Origin of the sequence: Pseudoalteromonas sp. MEBiC 03485, from assembly GCF_004195145.1 — a bacterium.
Taxonomy (GTDB): Bacteria; Pseudomonadota; Gammaproteobacteria; order Enterobacterales; family Alteromonadaceae; genus Pseudoalteromonas; species Pseudoalteromonas apostichopi.
Genome location: NZ_SGBT01000001.1, coordinates 2,942,160 through 2,965,940, shown reverse-complemented (window position 1 = coordinate 2,965,940; position 23,781 = coordinate 2,942,160). Strand labels below are relative to the sequence as shown.

17 protein-coding genes and 1 pseudogene are annotated in these 23,781 nt (G+C 36.6%); 16 read left to right on the top strand and 2 right to left on the bottom strand.

The window, feature by feature from the left end; all coding sequences use genetic code 11:
- Window positions 1-137 precede the first annotated feature (137 nt).
- Window positions 138-2,291: a prolyl oligopeptidase family serine peptidase gene (locus EVU92_RS13640; protein WP_130051681.1), complete on the top strand. Its 2,154-nt coding sequence runs from the start codon at window positions 138-140 to the stop codon at window positions 2,289-2,291.
- A gap of 73 nt (window positions 2,292-2,364) precedes the next feature.
- On the opposite strand, the gene EVU92_RS13635 is transcribed toward EVU92_RS13640, so the two are convergent.
- Both EVU92_RS13635 and EVU92_RS13630 read right to left on the bottom strand, forming a co-directional pair.
- Window positions 2,365-3,423 (bottom strand): DUF481 domain-containing protein, encoded by a 1,059-nt coding sequence (locus tag EVU92_RS13635; protein ID WP_168990022.1) that lies wholly within the window; start codon window positions 3,421-3,423, stop codon window positions 2,365-2,367.
- Between the two features lie 134 nt (window positions 3,424-3,557).
- Window positions 3,558-4,541, bottom strand: a pseudogene (locus EVU92_RS13630) (anti-phage deoxyguanosine triphosphatase); the annotation flags it as partial.
- Between the two features lie 86 nt (window positions 4,542-4,627).
- On the opposite strand from EVU92_RS13630, the gene EVU92_RS13625 reads away from it, so the two are divergent.
- The 15 genes from EVU92_RS13625 (at window position 4,628) to qatD (ending at window position 23,725) form a co-directional block, all read left to right on the top strand.
- On the top strand, window positions 4,628-5,902 hold the full coding sequence (locus EVU92_RS13625; RefSeq protein WP_240701318.1) for a hypothetical protein: 1,275 nt from the start codon (window positions 4,628-4,630) through the stop codon (window positions 5,900-5,902).
- The gene (locus tag EVU92_RS13620; protein WP_130051677.1) at window positions 5,895-8,189 is read left to right on the top strand and encodes a hypothetical protein; all 2,295 of its coding nucleotides are present in this window, start codon (window positions 5,895-5,897) and stop codon (window positions 8,187-8,189) included. The genes EVU92_RS13625 and EVU92_RS13620 overlap by 8 nt, the downstream gene beginning before the upstream one ends.
- Complete coding sequence (locus tag EVU92_RS13615) at window positions 8,190-10,880, top strand: hypothetical protein (protein WP_130051676.1); 2,691 nt, start codon at window positions 8,190-8,192, stop codon at window positions 10,878-10,880.
- A complete protein-coding gene (locus tag EVU92_RS13610) occupies window positions 10,877-11,398 on the top strand; it encodes a hypothetical protein (protein WP_130051675.1) in 522 nt (173 codons plus the stop codon). The genes EVU92_RS13615 and EVU92_RS13610 overlap by 4 nt, the downstream gene beginning before the upstream one ends.
- 106 nt (window positions 11,399-11,504) lie before the next feature.
- The gene (gene dgt / locus EVU92_RS13605) at window positions 11,505-12,983 is read left to right on the top strand and encodes a dGTPase (RefSeq protein WP_130051674.1); all 1,479 of its coding nucleotides are present in this window, start codon (window positions 11,505-11,507) and stop codon (window positions 12,981-12,983) included.
- 214 nt (window positions 12,984-13,197) lie between these two features.
- Window positions 13,198-14,472 carry an SIR2 family protein gene (locus EVU92_RS13600; RefSeq protein ID WP_130051673.1) on the top strand — a complete coding sequence of 425 codons (1,275 nt, stop codon included), beginning with the start codon at window positions 13,198-13,200 and terminating at the stop codon, window positions 14,470-14,472.
- Entirely contained in the window at window positions 14,469-16,433 is a 1,965-nt protein-coding gene (locus EVU92_RS13595; RefSeq protein ID WP_130051672.1) for a DUF87 domain-containing protein, read from the top strand. Before EVU92_RS13600 ends, EVU92_RS13595 begins: the two co-directional genes overlap by 4 nt.
- Window positions 16,434-16,682: 249 nt before the next feature.
- Window positions 16,683-17,012, top strand: coding sequence for a hypothetical protein (locus tag EVU92_RS13590; protein WP_130051671.1), 330 nt, complete (start codon window positions 16,683-16,685; stop codon window positions 17,010-17,012).
- Window positions 17,013-17,248: 236 nt separating this feature from the next.
- Window positions 17,249-18,292, top strand: a complete 1,044-nt coding sequence (locus EVU92_RS13585) for a hypothetical protein (RefSeq protein WP_130051670.1) — start codon at window positions 17,249-17,251, stop codon at window positions 18,290-18,292.
- 45 nt (window positions 18,293-18,337) lie between these two features.
- On the top strand, window positions 18,338-18,631 hold the full coding sequence (locus tag EVU92_RS13580; protein ID WP_240701317.1) for a hypothetical protein: 294 nt from the start codon (window positions 18,338-18,340) through the stop codon (window positions 18,629-18,631).
- A gap of 386 nt (window positions 18,632-19,017) precedes the next feature.
- Window positions 19,018-19,917, top strand: coding sequence for a P-loop NTPase fold protein (locus tag EVU92_RS21785; RefSeq protein WP_240701316.1), 900 nt, complete (start codon window positions 19,018-19,020; stop codon window positions 19,915-19,917).
- Between the two features lie 173 nt (window positions 19,918-20,090).
- On the top strand, window positions 20,091-20,801 hold the full coding sequence (locus EVU92_RS21780) for a hypothetical protein (RefSeq protein WP_240701315.1): 711 nt from the start codon (window positions 20,091-20,093) through the stop codon (window positions 20,799-20,801).
- On the top strand, window positions 20,801-21,676 hold the full coding sequence (locus tag EVU92_RS13570; RefSeq protein ID WP_130051668.1) for a hypothetical protein: 876 nt from the start codon (window positions 20,801-20,803) through the stop codon (window positions 21,674-21,676). The genes EVU92_RS21780 and EVU92_RS13570 overlap by 1 nt, the downstream gene beginning before the upstream one ends.
- Window positions 21,669-23,000, top strand: a complete 1,332-nt coding sequence (qatC, locus tag EVU92_RS13565) for a Qat anti-phage system QueC-like protein QatC (protein WP_130051667.1) — start codon at window positions 21,669-21,671, stop codon at window positions 22,998-23,000. Before EVU92_RS13570 ends, qatC begins: the two co-directional genes overlap by 8 nt.
- Complete coding sequence (qatD, locus tag EVU92_RS13560) at window positions 23,000-23,725, top strand: Qat anti-phage system TatD family nuclease QatD (protein ID WP_130051666.1); 726 nt, start codon at window positions 23,000-23,002, stop codon at window positions 23,723-23,725. The genes qatC and qatD overlap by 1 nt, the downstream gene beginning before the upstream one ends.
- Window positions 23,726-23,781 lie beyond the last annotated feature (56 nt).

Genomic DNA, 23,781 nt, shown 5'->3' with positions numbered 1-23,781 from the left:
TAAGAGCCACGCCAATGCGTGGCTTTTTTTTTTACATTGGTTTACAGCGCATTTCGTGATTAACCGCAAATAACTAGACATTCTAATGTATTAATTTTACTTTCATTTCATTAACAATAACTAAAAGTAAAGTGATTATGATCAAGAAAACATTAGCATGTGCAATTGTTGTTGCATTGGCGGGTTGCGGTGAATCTACCCCTACAAAAACAGAACAAACAGTAAAAACTGCAGAGGTTAAAGCTGCTGTGAATTATCCAGAAACTAAAAAAGGCAATGTTGTCGACGAATACTTCGGTGAGAAAGTAGCCGATCCATATCGTTGGTTAGAAGACGATATGAGCGACGAAACTGCACAGTGGGTAAAAGCCGAAAATGACGTTACTTTTTCTTATCTAAAAAATATTCCTTATCGCGATGAACTTAAAACTACACTCGAAAAGTTAATGAATTATGAAAAAGTGACAGCCCCATTTAAAGAAGGTGAGTACACTTATTTTTATAAAAACGATGGCCTGCAAAATCAGTACGTGGTGTATCGTAAAAAAGGTGACTCAGAAGCTGAAATTTTCTTAGATCCTAATACCTTCAGTGCTGATGGAACAACATCAATGTCGGGCTTAACCTTTACAGAAGACGGCACCTTAGCTGCCTATCAAATTTCTGAAGGTGGTAGTGACTGGCGTAAAATCATTATTATTGATACGGCAACAAAACAGCCTATTGAAGAGGCATTAGTCGATGTTAAATTCAGCGGTATCTCTTGGTTTGGTAATGAAGGCTTCTATTACTCAAGCTACGATAAGCCAAAAGGAAGTGAGCTTTCTGCAAAAACGGATCAACATAAAGTTTATTATCACAAATTAGGCACAGCGCAAGCTGATGACCAATTAATTTATGGTGGCACAGAAGCACAGAAACATCGCTATATTGGTGCTGAGGTTACTCGTGACAATCGCTATTTAATTATTGCTGCAAGCACTTCGACATCAGGTAATAAGTTATTTATCAAAGATTTAACTAAGCCTGATAGCAAGTTAGTGACAATTTTAGATAATACAGACTCAGATACATCAATTATAGATAATGACGGTACAAAGCTTTATTTAGTGACTAACTTAAACGCACCAAATAAGCGTGTTGTTACTGTGGATGCTGCTGATCCAAGTCCTGACAACTGGCAAGATTTAATCCCTGAAACTGAGAATGTATTGAGCATTTCAAAGGGCGGTAATTACTTCTTTGCTAAGTATATGGTTGATGCTATATCACAAGTAAAGCAATACGATAAATCAGGTAAACTTGTACGTGATATCAGCTTACCAGGTGTGGGTACCGCATATGGCTTTAGCGGTAAACATGATGCACCAACACTGTATTATTCATTCACTAATTACACCACACCAGGCAACATTTACTCGTTTAATGTTGAGTCTGGCGAGTCTGATGTGTATCGCAAGTCAGGCGCTAAATTTAACAGCGAAGAATATACTTCAGAACAAGTGTTCTACACATCGAAAGATGGCACTAAAGTTCCGATGATTATTTCGTACAAGAAAGGCACTGAGCTTAATGGTAAAAATCCAACTATCTTATATGGCTACGGTGGCTTTAATGTAAGTTTAACGCCAAGTTACAGCCCGACAGTTGCTGCATGGCTTGAGCATGGTGGTGTTTATGCTGTTGCTAATATTCGTGGTGGTGGCGAATACGGTAAAGATTGGCATGTAAATGGTACACAGCTTAAGAAGCAAAATGTATTTGATGACTTTATTGCGGCGGCTGAGTATTTAAACAAAAAACAATACAGCTCACCTGATTATCTGGCGGTACGTGGTGGCTCTAATGGTGGCTTGTTAGTTGGTGCGGTTATGACACAGCGCCCTGAGTTATTTAAAGTCGCGTTACCTGCTGTAGGTGTATTAGATATGCTGCGTTACCACACCTTTACTGCCGGCGCTGGTTGGGCATATGATTACGGCACCAGTGAGCAAAGTAAAGAAATGTTCGAGTACTTAAAAGGCTACTCGCCTGTGCACAATGTTAAAGCGGGTGTTAGCTACCCAGCAACCTTAGTGACAACAGGGGACCATGATGACCGTGTAGTGCCTGCGCATTCATTTAAGTTTGCTGCTGAACTGCAAGAAAAAGGTGCGAAACAAAACCCATATCTTATTCGCATTGAAACAAATGCTGGGCATGGTGCAGGTACGCCAACAAGTAAGATCATCGACCAATATGCTGATATTTATGGTTTTACCCTCTATAACATGGGTATTAAATCGCTATAAGGAAGTGTTTGCTTAACGAACATTGAAAACGCCGAGCTTAAGCTCGGCGTTTATATATCCATCAAATTAACTTTTATAAATCTATTCCCAGTGCGAAAATCATTTTGTAATCTTCTTTTTCTGGTACCACACCGTTTTCATCGGCAATAGGGTCGGCTAAGTAATCCCATACTAATGACATGTCAAAATCGATATCATCTGTGATCTCAAATTCAAACGCAGCCATTGCATATTGTGAATCACCCCCGGCGTCACTATTAGCCGTCAAATAACGATAATTAAGTGAAAAATCAATTTTCTTGGTTACTTCTAATTCATAATTTGTAGATATGAACCAAGACATTGATGAGTTGCTTTTATCTTCGCCTTCAGCAACAGTGTCAAATTGCGTTTTTTGGTATGCTGGCCCTGCTGTAAAATCCCATTCTGTTTTATCTGTATCCATTACATAGTAACCAACACCTGCGCCCACAGTGTATTTATTAGCGATATTTTGGAACGGATCACGATAGTACTCAAAGAAAATAGGGCGGTAATACATTTTTTGTGTATAAAACCAGTCATAAGTGCCGTTAGCACGAATGTTGTTTTTAGTAACTTGATTATCGCTGGTAGTCCGGTAGCCCAAAATTTCAGATAAAAAACGGCTAGATGCAGTACGGCGTTTGATATCAGCTTTAACAGAATACTCAGTTTGGTCAGTATTACCGCGAGCTAAATCTGCACCCATCGACAATTTTATAGTCCATGCACTAAGTTCACTTTCTACTGAAGGAGCAATAGAGACTAAATCGCGATAACGGTACTTAGCAGGTTGTTCACCCACTTTGATAAAACCACCGGATATATTAAGTGCACCGCTGAGCTCCTTCCCATCGTTAAAACGAACTGTATGGTGGCGGTCAGAGATAATCATGTAGACATCTTCACGATCGATTATTAATGTGTCGAGCACATCACTATCGAACTCGATCTCTTTATCATACATTGAGACAAGTTCACCTTTAAGCCACTCACCAGAGTTTAGTCGTATCCAATCAAATCGAGAAGCATCTTTAATTATTAAATTTCGCTCTTCAAGTAACGGATCAGGAAGTTGTTCTGCGCTATAGCAGGTAAATGTACTTACCATTATAGCGCTTAAAAGTAGGTGTTTTTTGAGCATCATTTCAATCCCTGTTAAATAGAATGCATCCAAAGAGGAGTGGTTATTTTCTAATAACCTGTTTAATTTTAGAACAGTTTTCAGCTGTATTCAAAAACTAGTCAAGAAGTAGGTAAAAACAACCTCTGATATGTTTTATAGGCATATTCATCACTCATCCCAGCCAAGTAATCACAAATTATACGCATAGCATTATCTTCTTGCTGATGAGCGTTAAGCCACATGTCTTGGGTTGTTTCAGGTAATAAACGCATGGGGTCACTAGCAAAGGCACTAAATAATTCAATTAGCAGATTTTGCCCTTTAAACTCAACTTGCTGCATTTTTGGCTCGCGAATTAACCGTTTAAAAACAAAATGCTTTAGCACGTTGAGAATTTCAGCAAATTCATCAGGTAAACTTACAGTGTACTGTAATATTTCAGATTCAAAATCAGCATTTTGTACAATTAATTTGGCATTAATTATAAAGGTGTTAACCAACTCACCAATGGCGTCCTTTCTTTCATATTCATGATGGGAAAACAGTCTAGCTGTAATCGAACTTAAGTGTGTTGTTAACCAAGCAGAGTCTAACTCTTGTAATTGTACTAAGGCATGGTTTTGCCAATCTGCAAGGGTTAAAACTTCAGTGGCTATGGCGTCTTCTAAATCGTGTACGGCATAAGCAATATCGTCAGCCAATTCCATAATTGCTGAATCTATTGATTTATAGTGAGTTTTAGCTCTAAATTCATCAACCTTATAGTGACTACTCAGCAGTTGTTTATCATTATTCGACAGTGGGTCAATAATCCAATCGAAAATATCTTTATCATCTTGATACAGACCTTTAGCTGGTCGCCAATGGTCGGCTTTGATAAAGCTACGCTGTTCACTTTTTGGTGGAATGGTGTGCCACAAGTCATCAATAAAGGCTGGGTATTTAATAAAGCCAAGCAAGGTGCGTCTGGTTAGATTCATGCCATATCCATTAGAATAAGGCTCAAGTTTAGAAACAATTCTCAGAGTTTGGGCATTACCTTCAAAACCACCATGATCGCGCATCATGTAGTTTAATGCTATTTCACCACCATGACCGAAAGGAAATGGACACCCACTAAAAAAGATAAAAATGTATCTTTTGTTGGAAAGGTAAATTAGTATGTAATTAGATTGGGTATGAGAAATAGATGATGTATAACTTTCAAAGTGAAAAATATAAAACAAAGATGGTGTGTGACGATGATGGTATTCCATTGTTGCTACCCAACTTATATTTACATTCACTTTATAAAAATAGACAAGTATACAAATTAACATGGGTAGATGGGTCTGGAAAGCGAAGAATAAAAGATGCAGAGCTTAATAAAGTAACATTATCAAAAACAAAAATTACCGAATGCTTTTACGAGTTAAGAAAGTTTCTGTTGTGGCTTGAAAGTTATTCAGAAAACTCACCTTCAATTTCTCTAAGTACACACCATAACTTACCTGAAGAAATCCTCAATTATTATATAAATAACGTTTTGATTCTGGAGAGCAATACCAGCGAGAAGATGGTCGAGAAAGCAGTTTCAGGCTTGACGTATTACTACAACTATTTGGCTTTCAATGGGTTTACCAACATTAAAGAGATCCGTGTAAAAGACGATAAAAAATCTATTGCAAGGGACAATACAAAAAGAAGAAATGTAATTAAGTATCTGTCTCCACGTATGCGGGCTGAACTTTATGCCAATGCTAAAAGTCTTCGAGTAGAATGTACGTTGCGGGCAGGTGGAGAATGTGGCCTACGTACGCAGGAAAATATGGGATTATTACTTAATGACTTTAAAGTTGGTGGTCAATCATATTTAGGTCTGAAATCGTTTTTCAAGGAAATAGATACAGAATTAAAACTCAATACGCGCATAGACAAACAAAAGCAAGAGTTCAAGTATTGGCTTCAAGGTAAATATACTAAAGGCCGCAGAGGTGGTGTTGGCGGCATTTCTAGGTGGATTTATATTCCACGTGACGTCATGTTGCGTTTTAAACTTTATTACGAGACAGAAAGACCCGATTGTGGTGAAGATAGTTTGTTTTTGACTGATCCTGCAAGTCGTACTGTACATGGAATAAAGGAATACCAAGGATCTAGAGATTTTAAAGATACACGTGCTTTGGTAATTGACAAACAAAAGGAAGGATTATTACCAACATACCTTCATTTGTTAGACGAAAAACATACATACCACATCCTTAGACATTCTTACGGTACTGATAAGTTTCATGATGCGGTTGAAGAGGATGGACTTGAGCTTGAAAATGTTACGCACTTATCTAGACCATATTTACTAGTTGCAGAATTATTAGGTCATGAAACTCAAGGCAAAGATGCTCCGACAACAACGAGAAAATACATTAGGTCTGTAAAAGAAAAGCTTGATCAAGAAAAATCATACTTGGAGTGCTCAAATGGATAGTGTAGAAGCGAGCTTATTAAAACAACAAGCTGAAATGCTGGCAGAGTTTTCAAGTAAACAAACGGTTAGAGCTGTTGAATTTGAGCCATTTGAGACTGATAAATTTATTGTTCCCGAATATGAGGGTGCAAAGTCGCAAATCGTAACTCTTGAAGATTTAGAATCACACGAGAAGCGATTAATATTTTCGGCTTTATACGCTGCCAATTATATAACTTTTGTTCTTGATGAGGGGACTAGTGGTAATCGTCAAGCATTGTCTTATACCGTCCCTAAATTCATGAGTTACTTGAATGCACTTAAGGTAGATCAATTAAATCGCGTAAACATTTTAAAGTGTTTTGAATCTTACCGGGTTAAAAACGATGGAGTGAAGACTCAAAGCACTGGAATGATTGAATTAATACGACTGATAAATAAAGCGCTTAATTATGTACCATTTGGTAATGAATTACTTGCATCAGATGATTATAAATACCTAGATCTTCTATCAAAAAATAAACCCGCAGCTAGTGATGATAGTGATCAAACTACACTTACTGATTACTTTGGATTTCACTCTTGGTTAAGAAGAGACGATATCGGTGTTGGGTCACAGCTATATCAAAGAGCTGGATCACCAAAATTATTGATGCGGTCATTCCAAATTACAATAAGCAGCGCATTAATTGAAATTAATAAAGCAAAACACGCGCTTATTGATTTATTTCACAAGAAAAAGGTTAAACCAAACTACTTTCCTGCGAAGTTGATTCGCCCTCATCTAGATAATTATAGCGGAGGTCGCAAAAGTAAACAGTTTCGTGTAGATGAAGCGGCATTTAAAAATACTACTTTAAATAATCAAAGAGAATTTTTTGAGAAACTGAGAAATCTCCTTACTGGAATCACAGCAGATAGCATTATTAATACCGCTTTAGAGTCTTTAATTTTTTCTCAATGTGTAGAAGAGGCACATCAGTTTGCGAAGGATGAATTTTGGGATGGTGGAAAAATAGCAGCCCAAACAACAAAGATATCGAATAAAAGAGTCACAGTTTTTCGTCAGGTCACGGATTATTCACTTTTATTTAATCCTGACTTTATTCAAGAGCTAGTAGAATACTCATCTGAAAGACATAAAAAGATCCCTATTTCTAAAGGGGAAAATTACTTATTTGCTTTATTAATGTCATACCAAACGGTTCCATATAATGATTTGTTTAAAATAAAATTGAGTGATTTAAGATTTTCAAAAAGACAAACAGGGGAAGTTACTCAAATAGAATCAGACTATTTTAAGTCTCGCTCTAAAAGCTACCATGATCTTGAAACGGTTGAAGGAAATTCGTTATTAGGCACTTCTATTCTAGCGTTTCTAAATGACCGAACAGATAGACTTAAAGTTGATTGTAAGTTAATCGATAATGATGGTTCATTACAGTCCAAGATGGGAAGAACAGCAAGCATCTCACTGTTCTTCAAGTTCTTGGGAAAATTTTGTATTCGTGACGTGATAAATACCCATTTATCAAAAGAAAAGGTTTCACCCGTATTCATCGAGTGCGTTGTAGGTATATGCGAAAAAGGTATTCGAAAAGAGAATTATGAGAGAAAAAATACTAACTGGCTTTTAAATTGCGAAACACCAACGGTGACTCGAATTTTTAGCTCTGAAGCTGTAAAGAACTCAAGAGTACACTCTCAATCAGATAACTTTGACCCAAGTCGAATTACTAATTACAACTCTCATACAAATGAGGCAGAACGTACTAACTATCGTACTGAAGACAATCAAACTTGGATAGATAACTGCGGAAAAATCACTCGCACTGTTATGAATGATATTTCTTTGAATGTCTTAAGGCCCAGTAAGTCAGAAGTTTCTGAATATAACACAACAATAGAAAGTGCCTTACAAGCGATTAAACTAAGAGCAGATAATACCTTGGCGCTATTAAAAGTAGTTACTGGCAAAAGTAATGGCAAGGTCAACGGCCTTGGCTTCTTGGTATCTAATGAAGGCAGTGAAGGTAGTCTGCCTGACAATATTTATCTTGTTGATTCACCTGAAACTGTTCTTAAGCTTTTACACTATTTAGGCGAATTAGAACGCAGCCATCAAAAAATCTTTCAACGCGCACCAGAATATTTGTTTCTAGAGGCGTTACCCACGGCAGAATGGATAGAGACGGTTTTATCAAACAGATTGTTTAGTAAAGAAACGGTCATTGAAGGTCAGAAGCTTTATAAGAAGTATAAGAAAGATCTGCCACCTATTTTTACCGCATTTACAGGAGGTTACTAAGTGAATAGTTTGGTTAGTTCGGTCAGCAATATCAACAACTCTAAATCTAGGTTCGTAGAGCATTGTAATGACATGTTGCGTTTAATTGACCCTAAAGGACACGCTTCCTTTATAAGTGATAAATGGGTAATTCCTTTTTCTTCAACCACTGCCAGAGCAGAAAATTTGTATGCAACGTTAGATTTTAGCGACTTCAATAATGAAATTTTAAAATTTAAATCAAGTATTAGAATTGAATTTGAAGTCGGAGAGTTTATTAATTTAACGATCATAGACTTTGCCAAGTGGCTCTTTTTACAGCAAAGGCACAATAACTCGTTGGACTATAGAAGTGTTTGGCATTTGGAAATGCTAAGAATGCTTTTTGCGTATCTTCGAGAAAATAATATTAAATTACTTGATGAATCCAAGCTGGAGGACTTCTTTAGTTTAACTCTAACTCACGATTTTGTAGACAAAGCTTTTGTTAGACGCCTGTCATCTCCCGCTTATGGCTCTCGATTTAAAATGTTTAATTTATCAAGTATTACAAGAACTTTACGCCTTCATAGTGTAGAAAGTGTTGTTACTAATATCCATGAGGAGGATTTAAATAAGGCGTTTAATTCAGCATGTCTATCACAAATGGGTATGACTTTGGCAGATTACAAAAATGGAGGAACATTTGATTTTTTAACTTTGGATGTGGGTAAACATTATGTTGATTATTGTGCAAGCTTCTTTGAGCAACATATTGTTTTTGCTACAGCTCTTCGTTGTTCTGTTTTTGAACTAGGGTTTGATTTAGAAGAGAAAGGAAATCAATCTAAATGGGATGCGTTATTTAATGAAAATAAAGAGCAGCTCTGCAATTTAATTACCACTAAATTTAACGAAATAGTTTTGAAGTATCATGCGTTTAATATAGATAAGCTTAATAAAATAATATTAGAGTTAAAATTAGATGAAACTCGTTTTGATTCACATGAGTTTGTAAGAGCACTGATGTTTTCTCGCTTTTATGATAGTCAGCTAAAAAAAAGAGAATATATACTGTCAGAATATGCTGCGAGTATTAATAGTGATAACACAGGCTTTAAGGTCGACTTTTCATTACAAGAATTCGATGAGCATTGTGACAAAGTTTTAAGCGAACAAACTTTAGATTTAGAGAAAGCAGTTGCACTTCTGGACGAATACTTAGATCTATTTCGTGATAGAACTAATGTCAAAATGGGGAGTTTTTTCAGGGATGTCGAAGCTGCTGGTGTAACGGCTATGGTTGCTTATACTGGTTGGAGAGCGAGTGAATATGGCTTTCCTGAATCATCGTTAAATTCTGCTGTTAATAAAGAAATTTCAGATGCTGTATATTCACCGTTCAGATTTTATATTAAGTGGATTTCACCAAAGACAAATGGCGAGACATTACTAGAAAGAGAAATAACGTTATCAACTGCAATTCTAATTAAGCAATTGTCTGCCTTTACAGCAACAAATGACAACGGTTTTGCGTTGACTTCTGCCACACTTGGAGAAGCTACGCTAATTGAGAGTCATGTCAGTAGAATGGTAGCAAGACATTGGCAGAGTTTTCCTGAAAAATACGTAACGTTTTTAGAACTTGATGAACTTGAACTACTAATGGTTAAGGATACTCATTGTGATTTAGTAGAATTTAAAAGAAAGCAGTATTTGTCTGCTAAATACGATTTGAATAGTGCAATAATTCAGAATCTACAAGAACTAAGAGATAAGCTGAGAAATGATAACCAAGTCCTAGAATTAATATCTCGAAGTTATACGGTTGATCAGAAACACTTACGTTTTGCAGAAACCATCAGACGTTATATCAATGATGAACTTGATGAGATTGCAATTGAAATACTCGAAAATCGCTTATCTCAAGAAACTTTGGAATACATAAGAGTAACTCGTGAAAATATCAGCGATTCAGATATAAGAGCCATAATAGATGAACTTAGAATTGGAATATTTAACGCAACTCCTCACGCATTAAGGCATGTATGGGCCGAAGCTGTCTTGAGGCGATATAAAGGCGACATAGGCAAGTTTATTCGAGCAAATTTCAAACACATCGATGAACGTTTTTTCATGGCATATTTGAAGGGGAAAGAAGCTAAAGCTTTAATGCAGGTCGCCAAGAGAACAACAATAAATCATATTGTAAGAAATAGAATCAAGAGTCTTAATGATGAAAGAAGGCATTATTCTGGTCTGTTTGATCGGTTCATAAATAAAGCTGTTGCTATTACTCATGTTAAAACACACGGAGAGTATGAAAAACTAACAAACAAAGTTTCGAATGACAGAATAATCGATATTAAAGTTAATCCTTGGAATACGTGTGTATTACGAAAGGGTACATTTGTCCACGCTAAGTGCTCAGAAGATGGTACACCTCAGCGGCACAAAGCTGAACCTAGCCTTTGCTTGGGCTGTATCAACGGTGATATCGAAGAGGGAAACTTCAACGGCATTGTTGTATATATCAAACCAGATGTCGAAGCTTGTAGAAACCCAAACCTCCCTCTGTTTATCAAAATGGCGCATTTAGTGACTGTTAGGCTGGCACTCAAACGTATAAAAGAACTGAGTAAAAATCACGATGTATCACCTTATCAAAAATATATTGATTTCTTAAATGAAACAATCGAAATGGTTGTCAGCTCTGAGGAGGCTCCCAAATGAGTAATAATTATTACGATGATTTCTTATTGAAAGAAGAAAGAAGCCAAGAGCCTGAGAGTACAGAAGTAGATAAGAAGTTAGAATGGATCAAGCTTCATCCCACTGCTGAAGAAGCTTACAAAGCGATAAATAATCTTAAAGAGGAAAAGTTACGCTACATCAGTGGGCATCCTAATAAAAGAAGTTATGAGGTTAAAAAGTACTGGACTATTTCAAAGGCAGAAGTCGGTAGAAAAATTGGAAAAGAGTCTCAGCCATTGTTTAATAGTAATACCTTCTCTGAAGCGTTGACCAAATACTATGATAAGACAAATAAGGAGCTACATAAATCTAAAGAAGCTAGATTAGATAAGCCTAACAAAGGTTATCAGCATAAGACTAAAGAAGAGTTAAAAAACAGTACTATAAAACTAACGAATGAAAATAAAAAATTACTTCAGAATACTTGTGAAGAGCTGTATGGAAGGTTGTTGAATGACATACCTCTCGATATAAAACGAAAACTTGGTTTAAATTAACGACACTTGCCCCAACAGAGATAGATATTGAACAAACATTCATAATGTTTGTGGGAATTGTAAAGTTTTTATTTTGAGTAATAACAATATTAAGGGAAATTTCAGTATGGATTATAACGAAAAGTTAAAGCATGAACGCTTTCGAGCATCTACGGCTCCTAAAGAAACATTTGATGAAGAAATGGAGTCAGATCGGGGGCGTTCAATTAATTCTGCTGCTGTTAGAAGGTTGCAACAAAAAACTCAAGTATTCCCTCTAGAATCCAATGCTGCGGTTAGAAGTCGTTTAACTCATTCTTTAGAAGTTCAACAAGTTGGTAGATATATCGCAAAACTGGTTTTAAAAAAGTTAAACGAAGCTGAAAAATTAAAAGCTTTAGGATTAGACGATAAAAAAGATGGCTTTACCAGTGCTATTGAAATCGCATGTTTGCTGCACGATGTTGGAAATCCAGCTTTTGGTCATTTTGGAGAAGAAGCCATAAACATGTGGTCTGAAACGTCACTGTTGAATGTTTTCACTGAAAAATTCGGGGATGAGGTTAAGGATAATATACTAGTAAAAGACCTGCTTTGTTTTGAAGGTAACGCGCAAGCCATTAGACTTCTACATAGTTTGCAAGACTTAAACCTATCTTTTTCACAAGTAGCCTGTCTAATCAAATATACCCGACCTGCTTACGAACCAAAGCCTACTGATAAAAGTGATCGTTATTACTATCGAAAGAAAAAGCCCGGTTATTACTACTCTGAAGAAAAGTACGTTAAAGCGCTTCAAAATAACTTAAATATTAAATCTGGCAATAGATTCCCGCTGACATACATTATGGAAGCTGCTGATGATATTTCTTACTGTATTGCAGATCTTGATGATGCGTTAGATAAAGGCATTTTAAATGTAGATCAGCTTCATAAAGCTATAAACGATATATGGGATTCTTATTTAGATGATGAAGAAGTTGATAACGAAGTAGTCAAAAAAAGATATTTGCCAAATCTTGCTGAAAAGGCATACAAGAGATATGAGTCAGAGTCTCACAATAAGAACCATTCATACATTCTTACGTTAAGAACTATCTTGGTTAATGAATTAGCTAATTATGCATCTGACAGATATATTGAAAATCATGAAGCTGTGTTCGATGGGACGCTTGATGAGTCTTTGTTAGATGGCAATGATGAATTTCACTTAGCAACAGAAGTTTTGAAAGATGTTGCTTCTAAATATGTTTTTTCTGCTAAAGAAGTAGAGCGTTTAGAGTTACAAGGCCATACGATAATATCAGGATTACTTGATGCTTATATGCCACTTCTTAAGTTAGATTATGAAAAATTTAAGTCCCTTTCCAAAACCGAGTTTTTGAAACCATGTCCTATTGAGACAAGGTTGTATCATGATTTGTCCAACAAACATAAACGCCATTACAGCGACAGCGTGAAAAGCATACACGAACAAGAAACCGTTTCTGATGAAGATAAAATTTTAGAGTTGTATTACAGATCTCGATTATTAATCGATTACATTAGTGGTATGACGGATCGGTTTGCGTTTGAAGAGTATAGAAGCTTAAAGGCTATTGATTGACGGAAATTGAAGTGGTTTGAATGTATTGGATTAAGTTGATGAGCTTGAATAAGTTTTGTCTGTTCATTTGATTAAATATAGGTCTTGTATTTTTATTCGTAATACCACCTAATATCATACTAAATATAGAAAAAAGTATCTTATCGAGTTACCGGATTCAGTTTCTCATTCAGGAATCGCGATGAGTAAAAATTAATTAAAGGGAGTTGATGTCATGAGTGAAGATAAGAAATTTGCGAAAGACTACCTTATATTCAGACAAGGTCAGGAGAGTTTGTTTGGCGAAAATGATAGTGTTGCAGATGGTATAGAAAAAATCAGGAGTAAACTTTCTGATCTTACCAACATAAAAAATCTTCACTTTTTATTGGGTGCTGGTGCAAGTTCTGATGCCATACCTGCAATGGCACCACTAATTGGTAAAGTAACTGAAAAAGTAGAAGCTACACAAACTATGACCCAGTTAGCTTTTCTTCCAGAAAACCCATCGCATGATGAGTTAAAAAAACGGTTCAAATCTGCGAAAGATGTTTCTCCAAAGAACCTAGAAAACATACTTGGTACACTGTACTCAAAGCGTGAATACCTAAAAGGTGTCGGTCAATCTGATAGCCTCAATGACTTCCTAATTAACCTTATAGAGACTGAGATCTATTCATCTATAAATATAGATTGCACCTCAGCGCAGGCAGAGCTTTCTCTCGATTTATATAAAAAACTTTATCAAAAACTAGCTCTAAGAAACAAAGATTTAGCTAGGGTTAATGTATTTACGACAAACAATGATTTGTTAAGTGAAACAGCGTTGGGTTTTCTCAACATTAACTACAATAATGGTTTTAGTAGTGGCTTGTCGCGCACGTTTAATCCTGCACGTTTCTCCTTTACCTTTTCCAGAAAAGTTGATCCTAGCGTTGAAAAGTATGAGCCATTAGAAAACATGGTATATCTTTACAAGCTACATGGCTCGATTAGTTGGATAGAGTCGGATGACAATTCGTTTTTTAATATCAAAGAAGTTGACGTTATTCCGAATCAAGAACCTAATGGTAAAAATGTACTGATCTACCCCACACCATTGAAACAAAACAAGAGCTTAGGTTCACCCTATGCAGATCTCATCAGAGAATTTCAAAACAAATTGTTACTCCAGCATGGTGTATTAATAGTAATTGGATATAGCTTTAGTGATGAACATATCAACAATGCTATCTATGCAGCACTCGCAGCAAACTCCAGCCTTAGTGTGGTTATTTTTGGTAATTATCATCCGTCTGAAAATCTTACAAGACTGACAGACCGACGTATTTATCAAATATCAGGAGAGGTAGAAGTTCCTATTGATGAAAACTCAGATCCTAAAAAAGAAAAAATTCATTATTTCAATTACATTGTGAATAATTTCATTCCCGATTTAGACCGTAGTAAGGATAGCGAAATACTAGAAGAGTTTATAAAGTCAATGAAGGCGGTCGGGGATAAAAAATGAAAATTGGAAAGATCACTTCAGTAAACTTCAACCAGTTCCGAGTCAAAATTTCTTCAGACATTAGAGGTAATTCTATAAACCTCGCTGGTGTGGTCTATTATTTTGGCAACATTGGTAGCTATCTAAAAACAACAAACTCAGTTGGTGAGCAGTTAATATGTGAAGTTGTGTCAATTTTTGATAGCGATATGAAATTAGACTCTGCCGCTTACGACATTGATAGCAATAGGGAACTGTTGTTAAAACCTGTCGGCACTATCACAAGAACTGGAAAATTTAATCTTGGTGTAGGAATTTTCCCCGGTATTTACAGCGAGGTAACTGTAGTTACGTTTGAAGATATGGAACTTATTCTTCATACAACTAAAGACAAGGAATTGAACGCGTCGATTCACCAAAGTTTCTATCTAGGTGAGAGTAAAAACTTAATCAACTACCCAATAAACATATCAGTCAATGCATTTTTCAATATTCATTCGGCAGTGTTGGGCAACTCTGGCAGTGGTAAGTCAAATACAATAGCGCACATCATCCAAGACATTCACAAGAAAAAAGATAACTCTGCCATTGGTTCGCGGATATTGATTTTTGATGTGAATGGAGAATATAAGAATGCCTTTACTGGACATGAAATAGGCCCCAATTTACAAGTAAGGCTTCTCAAACCCAACATTAATGAAGCAGAAGAAGGCTTTGAGCCGTTTTATCTTCCCCACTTTCTCATGAACATTGATGAGTGGAGTGCATTTCTGATGGCGACGGATGCGACCCAACGTCCTTTCTGGGACAAAGTGCTTCAGGAAAGCTATAAATTTTATATGATCTCAACTCGTGATGGAGAGCAGAGGCAAAAGTTAATTAACTATCTTAGATTTAAGATCTGCAACCTGCTCCATACTCTGCATGCACAGGGAGATAGCGAAACAGCAATCATCACTGCTGCAAAAAGTATCATTTATGGGATTGTGAACCTTATTAAGCTTGATGCAAACCTGAATAGAGCCTGCACGGATGAAGGAATACTGACCGACTTAGAAAACCTGTATTCCAGTTGCACAATCAGTTTTGGTGAAAATAAAGACAAGCTGAAGAAGGCTTTACAGGGAGTGAGAAATAAAGTTGACGATGCTACTCTTCGAGAGGTTATGGATTTCAGAGCATCGGGTGAAGAATATTTTGATTATCGCTTTTTGAAGCAGGCCGCAAATTTAACATTGCTGGAAGAAGATGCTAGAGGTAATGGGCGAGTAAGGGAATATACCTCTACGATGATGACAAGATTAGATTTTTTCTTAGACAACCCAGATTGTGCTTTTATGCGGCAAGCACCAATAGAGACTACCAATATCAATAATTATCTTGATTGGCTGTGGCAATCAAATCTAGCCGTACCAGCTCAAACCAACATGGTAATTATCGATACCAGCGAGTTGTCTAAAGATGCTCTGGAGACATTAACTTCTGTAACATCAAGAATAAACTTTTCTTCAAGAAGAAAACTAAAAGGTAATGCACGACGTGAAAGACCTATACATCTCGTACTAGACGAGGCTCACCGTTATATTAAAAAAGATTCGAAATACCTTCTCCGAGAAAATATTTTCGAACAGATAGCTCGTGAAGGCAGAAAATACGCATTGTATTTGCTGATATCTTCTCAACGTCCGTCAGAATTATCTGAGACAGTTTTATCACAATGCTCAAATTTCATAATTCACCGAATACAGAATGAAATAGATATGAAGTACGTCTATGCCATCCTTCCGTATTTTTCAGATGACTTCGCAAATAAGATCAAGCAATCTGTTCCGGGTGAGGCCCTAATATTTGGTAATTGTGTATCGATGCCGCTTCACGTTAGAGTAAAACAGGCATTCCCAGAGCCAAACAGCGAAAACTGCAAAGTTCATGAGGAATGGTTTAAACCATTTCCACCACCTCCTGTGCTGCCTGTTAAATGAAGTTTAGTCTATCACCTAAACATTAAGATCAGATATGAGCTACTACAACTTAATATTCATTGCATGGTTATGTTGCTGATTTCTGACTTTTATTGTTACTTAGCTCTATGTAATAATGGTCCTAGGCTTTCCAGAGACGCCCGATCTGCCACCGTGGACCAAATGGATATACTCTGTAGAAGAATTTAATTTCCCAATAAAACTCAATGCTAGTGCGGTGGGCTGGTATTTGTTGTGTTTGGTTGATTAATGACTACAGCGAATAGTGAACAATTAGATAACGTAAAAAGACAAGCTAAAAGACTTTCAAAAGTTATATCTCTTCCTCTGAAGCAGGCTCAGCAAGTACTATCTGAAGTTGTTTATGATTGTTCAAATTGGCAAGAACTAAAGCTACGCATAAAAGTACAGAGCAATGACGATTTAATTCTATTAACCAACCTTCATCCAAAAGCTGATACAAAATATATGGCAGTATTTGATAAGTATAAAGAAGCTATCTTAAGCCGGATGGATGACCACCCATCGTTTGTAAATGGACAAAATTCAAAAATTTTATTAAGTATTTTTTCACTTTAACTTATTGATTAATAGAACTTTCATTCTTTCATTTCTTCCTGTTATACATATTTGAAGTATTGACTTAAAATGACCTCTAAATTAGCCTAAATGAGGCTGTTCGGACAGCCTGTGCCTAGCATTTATTTTTGTTAAAAATAAAATACGGCAAAGCGGAGCATCCGAAAAAAATATTGTAACCACTGCAAGAACTGGCGTGCTGGGCCATCGTTCTGCTTTACGTTTGGAGCAATATTTTGATCACATATATTCACTTAGATCTCAAATTAGAAAGACAAGCAACATTACTTTCAACCTCTTTAAATCTTCCTATAGAAATTGCGAAGGACGCACTTGCCAGAGCTATTTATTGCGAAACTGACTATAAAGCACTTGAATCCTCGCTATATGAAAATATTAACTCGCTCAAAAGCAAGCACGCCATGCTACTGAATTGGCTAAAGTATTTGCTCATTGGAGAAGGAGTAAACGACAAAAGATTAATCATTGAATTACAAAAAAGTATTGATCACATGGCTAATCGACTTGCCAATATGGTTGTTATAAACATCAGTAAGTTGCAGCTTATCTCTAAAATATTTCTTTTGTTCGGTCTTGATGATGAAGCGAAATATATTTTCAATGCTAATTTCGGATTAATTTGGAAACCCATTTTTTCTGTCCTGAATAGAGATTACGAGGCACTTTACTCAACTATCAAGTTGGGAGAATTTCCATTTCGCTTGTTTGCAATAAGATACTTTGAAGAAAAGTACGATCAATTCTCAGTAAACAACAATTTTAAGAAAGCATTATTGTATTCGACGCCAAGTGAAGAAGAATTGTTAGATGAGGCAAATAAAGTTGAATTGTTGAAGCTTTGGTTTTTGAGTACACACTCTGTATTGAATAGTCAGACAATGTTTAAAGAAGAAAATCAACCACATGTATTTAATATCAAGAACAAGAGATATCTTGTTTATGGGTTTCCTTTAAGCAATAAAGCTTGTGAAGATCTAGATGAATCAACGCCATTACTAGATCTTCGAGTTAGAAATATTCGTGAAAAACAAACATTCATAATTAAGTTTGGGAAGCAAAAGCTAACATTGTTAGCTGAGAAATTAGATGATTCACCCGTTATTGATCATGTTAATTATTGTGAGTTTACTTACGCGCTCAAAGAAAGCTTACTAACTCACAAGGACGCTCGAAAATCTCCATGCCCTAAGTATGATTCTCTATTTAGTCTTGCATTGAGACCGTATAAAGATGCGGATTTGATTAATAATACTGTTTAAGTATTGAAAATTATGTTCAAAATTTATCTACAGGAAGCTTCAATAGTGACGGTAATTGATTTCAGCGAAGCCAAGAATGAGTATCTTGGAGAAGTACTGTTTGGAGTAGTCAAAGAAGATGAATCATTCAGGTATCGCCCGTTTGAGCAAATTACAACTTCTATGATAGTTGATAAGCTGGAGGTTGATGATAAATTGGAAATTAGAACTAGAAATGGAAGTCGTTACGTTGTTGATAAAAATCTCGGCTTTTATGAGATTTCAGTTAAAGAGCTAGCCATCATGAGAACAGGGCAATACTCACCTGCACGAATAATTCAGATAAGGAAAACAACGTAAACGGCTGAAGCATTCGACTATAGAGATATGTTCTATAACAATAAACAGAAAACATGATTCCAATTATCTACTTTCGTCGGTAGAGTATGAAGAGCAACATCAAGAACGGCTGAGAATTACCTTAGATAATAGGTCTATTCAGTCTGCTAGCAAATGACGACATTATAGCTAGTTACGCTGCTACAAAATTGGGTTACTTAAGCATTTTTCAATTTTGTAGAGACATTAAAAAGTGCTTCTGACAAACACCCAGTGAAGCGCACTTAGTAACTAATGTTATAAATTCAGAATAATTGCGATCTTATGTACTTAAGCTGAATAAATTGGCTTGAAATATAGAAATTTACACCAATTTAAATGAAATATAACAACAACAAGGACAGTAAATGTGGTCAGATAAAGAGTCTCCAATAGACTTTCTAAATTTTAATGAAACGGCAGAGTCGATTAAAGATTTAATTACTGAAAAAGAGCTAATGCCGATAAGTATCGGCGTTTTTGGTAACTGGGGGGCTGGGAAGTCTACTATTTTAGAGTTAACTAAAAAATCTTTAGCCGAGGATAAAAAAGATTACATTCAAATTCACTTTGATGCGTGGACATTTGAGGGATTTGATGACGCCAAGGCAGCTTTGCTTGAAACAATAGCCTCAGAGCTTTTAAAGGAAGCTGAAGGTAATAAAGGATTGGTTGATAAAGCTCAAAATTTTGCGGAGCGCGTTGATAAAATCAGATTACTTGGCTTGCTAGCTGAAGGAGGTGCAGCTGCATCCGGCTTTCCTTTGTTTGGTCTAGGTCAAAAGATAATGAATTATTTTGACGATGATATTGAAACTGGCGACCAAAATGAAAACAAAGACGAAATTGATTTTGGCGACGTAGCGGATATTGCAAAGAATGTCGAGAAGGGAGTGAAAAAAGGGAAAGGCTTAGTCAGATCTAAGAAAGTGATTTCACCACCAACTGAAATTCGCAAGTTTAGAAGTTCATATGCTTCTTTGCTTGAAGGTTTCAACAAGCCATTAATCGTATATGTAGACAATTTAGATCGCTGTTCCCCAATCAATGCAATTTCAACACTAGAAGCCATTCGATTATTCTTGTTTTTACCAAATACTGCGTTTGTTATCGCAGCGGACGAAGACATGATTAGATTGGCTGTGCAGCATTTTCACAAAGGAGCATCAGTTCGACATCAAAAAGACTACTTAGACAAGTTAATTCAAATACCTGTCCATGTACCAAAACCGGGCGTACAAGAAATTAGAGCATACTTGATGATCTAATTGCTTCAGACAAGAAAGTCGAGCAACCAGAGTTCAATAAAATCCGCGATAAATTAGAGGAATCATTAAGACTTTCTTGGCAGCAAGATCCTATAACTATTGATGAGCTGCTTAATGACTGCAATGTTGACTACATTGAAGAGTTGAGAGCTGAATTTAAGGTAGCAGAGCAATTGGCTCCCATTTTAGCAAGTTCTGCGCATATTAATGGTAACCCGCGCATAGTAAAGCGCTTGCTCAATCAAATTCGAATGCGGCTTAAAACAGCGAATCGCAGAGGCATGCAGCTTGATGAGAAAACGATTACCAAATTAGTTATTTTTGAAAGGTGTATGGGTACTCAGGCAACTAATAAGCTTTATGAATTGATTGATAAAGAAAATGGTAAGCCAGAAATAATTGCCATGCTGGAAGATTCTGAAAGTGAACTTAGTCTCGATAAATTGCCTGAGGAGTGGAAAGAAGATCTAGAATTTCTTGATAAATGGTCAAAGTTACATCCTCCATTTTCAAATTTAAACCTTAAGCCTGCCGCTTATTTAAGTAGACAAAGCATTCCTCTTGGTGCCATTAACTCTGTTATGTCAGGTGCAGCATTGAAACTATTAGAAGGATTGTCAAAGCAAAAAAACAGACTTAGTGAAGTAAATTCAAAACTCTTGGAAACAACGCCTCAAGAGGAATATTTATCTGTCATGGATGCACTAATCGAACAATTTAAATTGGTCGAAGATTGGAAAAAGATGCCCGTTGGCTTTTATGGTGCTAGGTTACTCTCACTTAAAGATGAAAAATGCAAAAGCGTATTTGTAACATATACCAACACTATACCAAATAAGCCTTGGATGGTGCCTGTTATTAAAGAATTAAAAGGAGAAAAGTGATGGGTACTTCGGCGTCTGCTTCAGGTCCAAATAATCAAAGTCCATTGGTGCCGCCGTGGGCAGAAGAGGGAAACTCAGTACAATTTGGTTCTGGTATTGATGGTGGGTCAGATGGTTCACTAGATGATGGACAAGATGGAAATGGCGATCCTAATACTGAGACCGACAATGAGAAAGTACAGGAAAAAATACCCGGTCCCAAAAATAATGATCCCAAACCTAATCGACTATCAGGTGCTAGAAGATCATTTGGTGAATATGCCAAAGGTGGAGGCAGATCTTCTAATTTAAGAAGCTCACTTAGAAAGTATGCTAAAGGTTCTGGTGGAGGAACTGGAACGAGTAGACGATTAGTGTCCGGTATCACCGCTGGTACAAGTCTATTCAGAATGATGAATGGAGATAGTGTTAAAACTCAGTTTAAGACACTCTCCATTAATGACTTAAACGGCTTATCAACTGATCAAGCAATAGATCGAATAACAGAGCACCTTACTCCCGATAACGGTGATGCAGATGCGGTCAGAATTGCGCTTGACTATGCACTGGCAGAAGCATTAGCAGACGTTGAGGATTTTGATGCTGGAGTTTTTACTGAAGAAGTAATGTACGAAACTCTCTCGTGTTTTTTAACTGATTTAATATTTCAAGACATCGTGACAGGAATGGGTGAGGCTTGGTTCCATACGCAACATGCAAGTAAGCACCACAGAATGGAAGAAGAATTAAGGGAGTTAGTAAAAGTGGCAACCCAACAACAATTAGAAACCATTACGCATGGCAATGCGGGGAATATAACTAAGGATAATATAGACGAAGTGCAAATTGCCGTTATTAGCCAAACAGTTGAAGTTTGGGAGAGTTATAATGATTAATTATTACTTCCATAACGACCCCTCTAAGTTACCAGAATATTCTGCCGAGTGGCATCCTGTTCAAATTTATAACACACATGATTATGATGCGACTAAACACAGCAAAGCTTCAAGAACACTCCTTGAAGAAGTCAGAAAGTTGGGAGTACCAATTGATGCCGATGCGATAGATTTGGTTACCATTGCTTCTGCTGTTACCGCTGCTGATACTTTTGAATTGAGGAAAAATGCAGCAGATGCTTGGTCAAGGCAAATGCACTTACATATCCCTGTTACTGATGAAAAATTGTGGAATGCGTTATCAGACAAGCTAATTTCATTACTTAATTTTTTAACTGGTGATCAATGGGATTTCACTTTTTTTCAAAGCGAGATGACGTTACCAAAACCTATCAAAAGTGACAACGCGAAAGAAACTTTGGAATCACTAAAAGGATTGAATTCGGTATGCTTGTTTTCAGGCGGACTAGATAGTGCGGTAGGTACGATTGATATTCTTAATGGGAAGTCTAACTATAAACCGCTGCTAGTTAGCCACACATACAAAGGGGATGGCGCGAAACAAAGGGCAATTAAGTCTTTGTTAAAATCCAATTTCGCTGAAATCTCTTACAGTATTTATCCAAGCTTGATGGAGTCGCTAAAAGGCAAAACAGACATTTCCATGCGTGGAAGGAGCTTTAATTTCCTAGCAATGGCTGTGTTAGGAATTGTTGCGTTGAGAAACGCAACTGGTGATGCAAGTATTAACACAATAATAGTACCTGAGAATGGCTACATATCGATTAATCCACCATTAACTAGAAGACGAATCGGTAGTCATAGCACGAGGACAACGCACCCGTTTTTCTTAAGTAAGTTTGAAGAGCTGTTAAGGGATGCCGGATTTCATGTCAAATTTTTCAATCCTTACCAATTTAAAACAAAAGGTGAAATGTTGTCTGAGTGCAAGGATCAAGCTGCAATTGCTAAAGCAATTCCTCTAAGCGTTTCATGCAGTCATTGGCATAGAAGAAACATTCAATGTGGGCATTGTGTACCTTGCTTAATAAGAAGAGCATCTATTCATCATGGGAAATTTAAGAATGATGCAGATTATGAGAACCAACGTTTAAAAACAGTCCTTAATGAGCGTAAAAAACGGGATGATATCCAGTCAGTTCAAGCAGCGATTATCCGACTAAATAAAACTCAAGACTATAGAGGCTGGATCAGACAAAGTGGAAACCTACCTTCAGATCCAGACGTTAGAAAAAAACTGGAGTTAACGGTTAAACGTGGATTAACTGAGGTTGAGAATTTTTTAAAGGCTGAAAAACTGTAATGATGGATTTGCACTGTCATGTAGATCTCTATCCTGATCATGAAACGGTACTTAAAGATATTGAGAACTCTGGTTTTTACGTACTTTCCGTGACTACAGTTCCATCTGCATACAATGGAACCAAGAGGCTTACTGAAAAACTTAGTAATTGCAGAACAGCCTTAGGGTTACATCCACAGCTAGCCCACGTTAGAAGTAACGAATTGGAGCTATTTGATACTTTAGTTAGTGATACAAGGTACATAGGAGAGATAGGGCTGGATGGCTCAAAGGGATATATTGAGCATTTTGAATTACAGCAAGTTGTTTTTGAACATATTCTTGCAAAGTGTACTGAGTTCTCTGACAAAATCTTAACGATCCATAGTTTGAATGCAGTTAACGAAGTGTTAGATCTACTCGGTGCTTATCCTAAGGCTGGTACGCCTATCTTACATTGGTTTTTAGCAACAAAAACACAAGTATTCAAAGCTGTAGAATTAGGATGTTATTTCTCAATTGGCCCAGCAATGATTCATTCTGCAAGAGCTAGGAAGGTGATCTCTTGGTTACCTAGGGAAAGAGTTTTGTTAGAAACTGATGGCCCATTTGCCAAAGTTAAAGGCAATGTGATCTATCCATCTGATGTGACCTCAGTTACTGAATATTTAACTCAGGAATGGCAAGTTGATATTTCGGAAGTTAACTCGCAATTAAAGGATAACTTAAGAGATTTGGTAACATAACTTTTGAAGTATCATTTGAAATACGCTGCAAAAAGCATAAGTAAATTTAAGGGAAA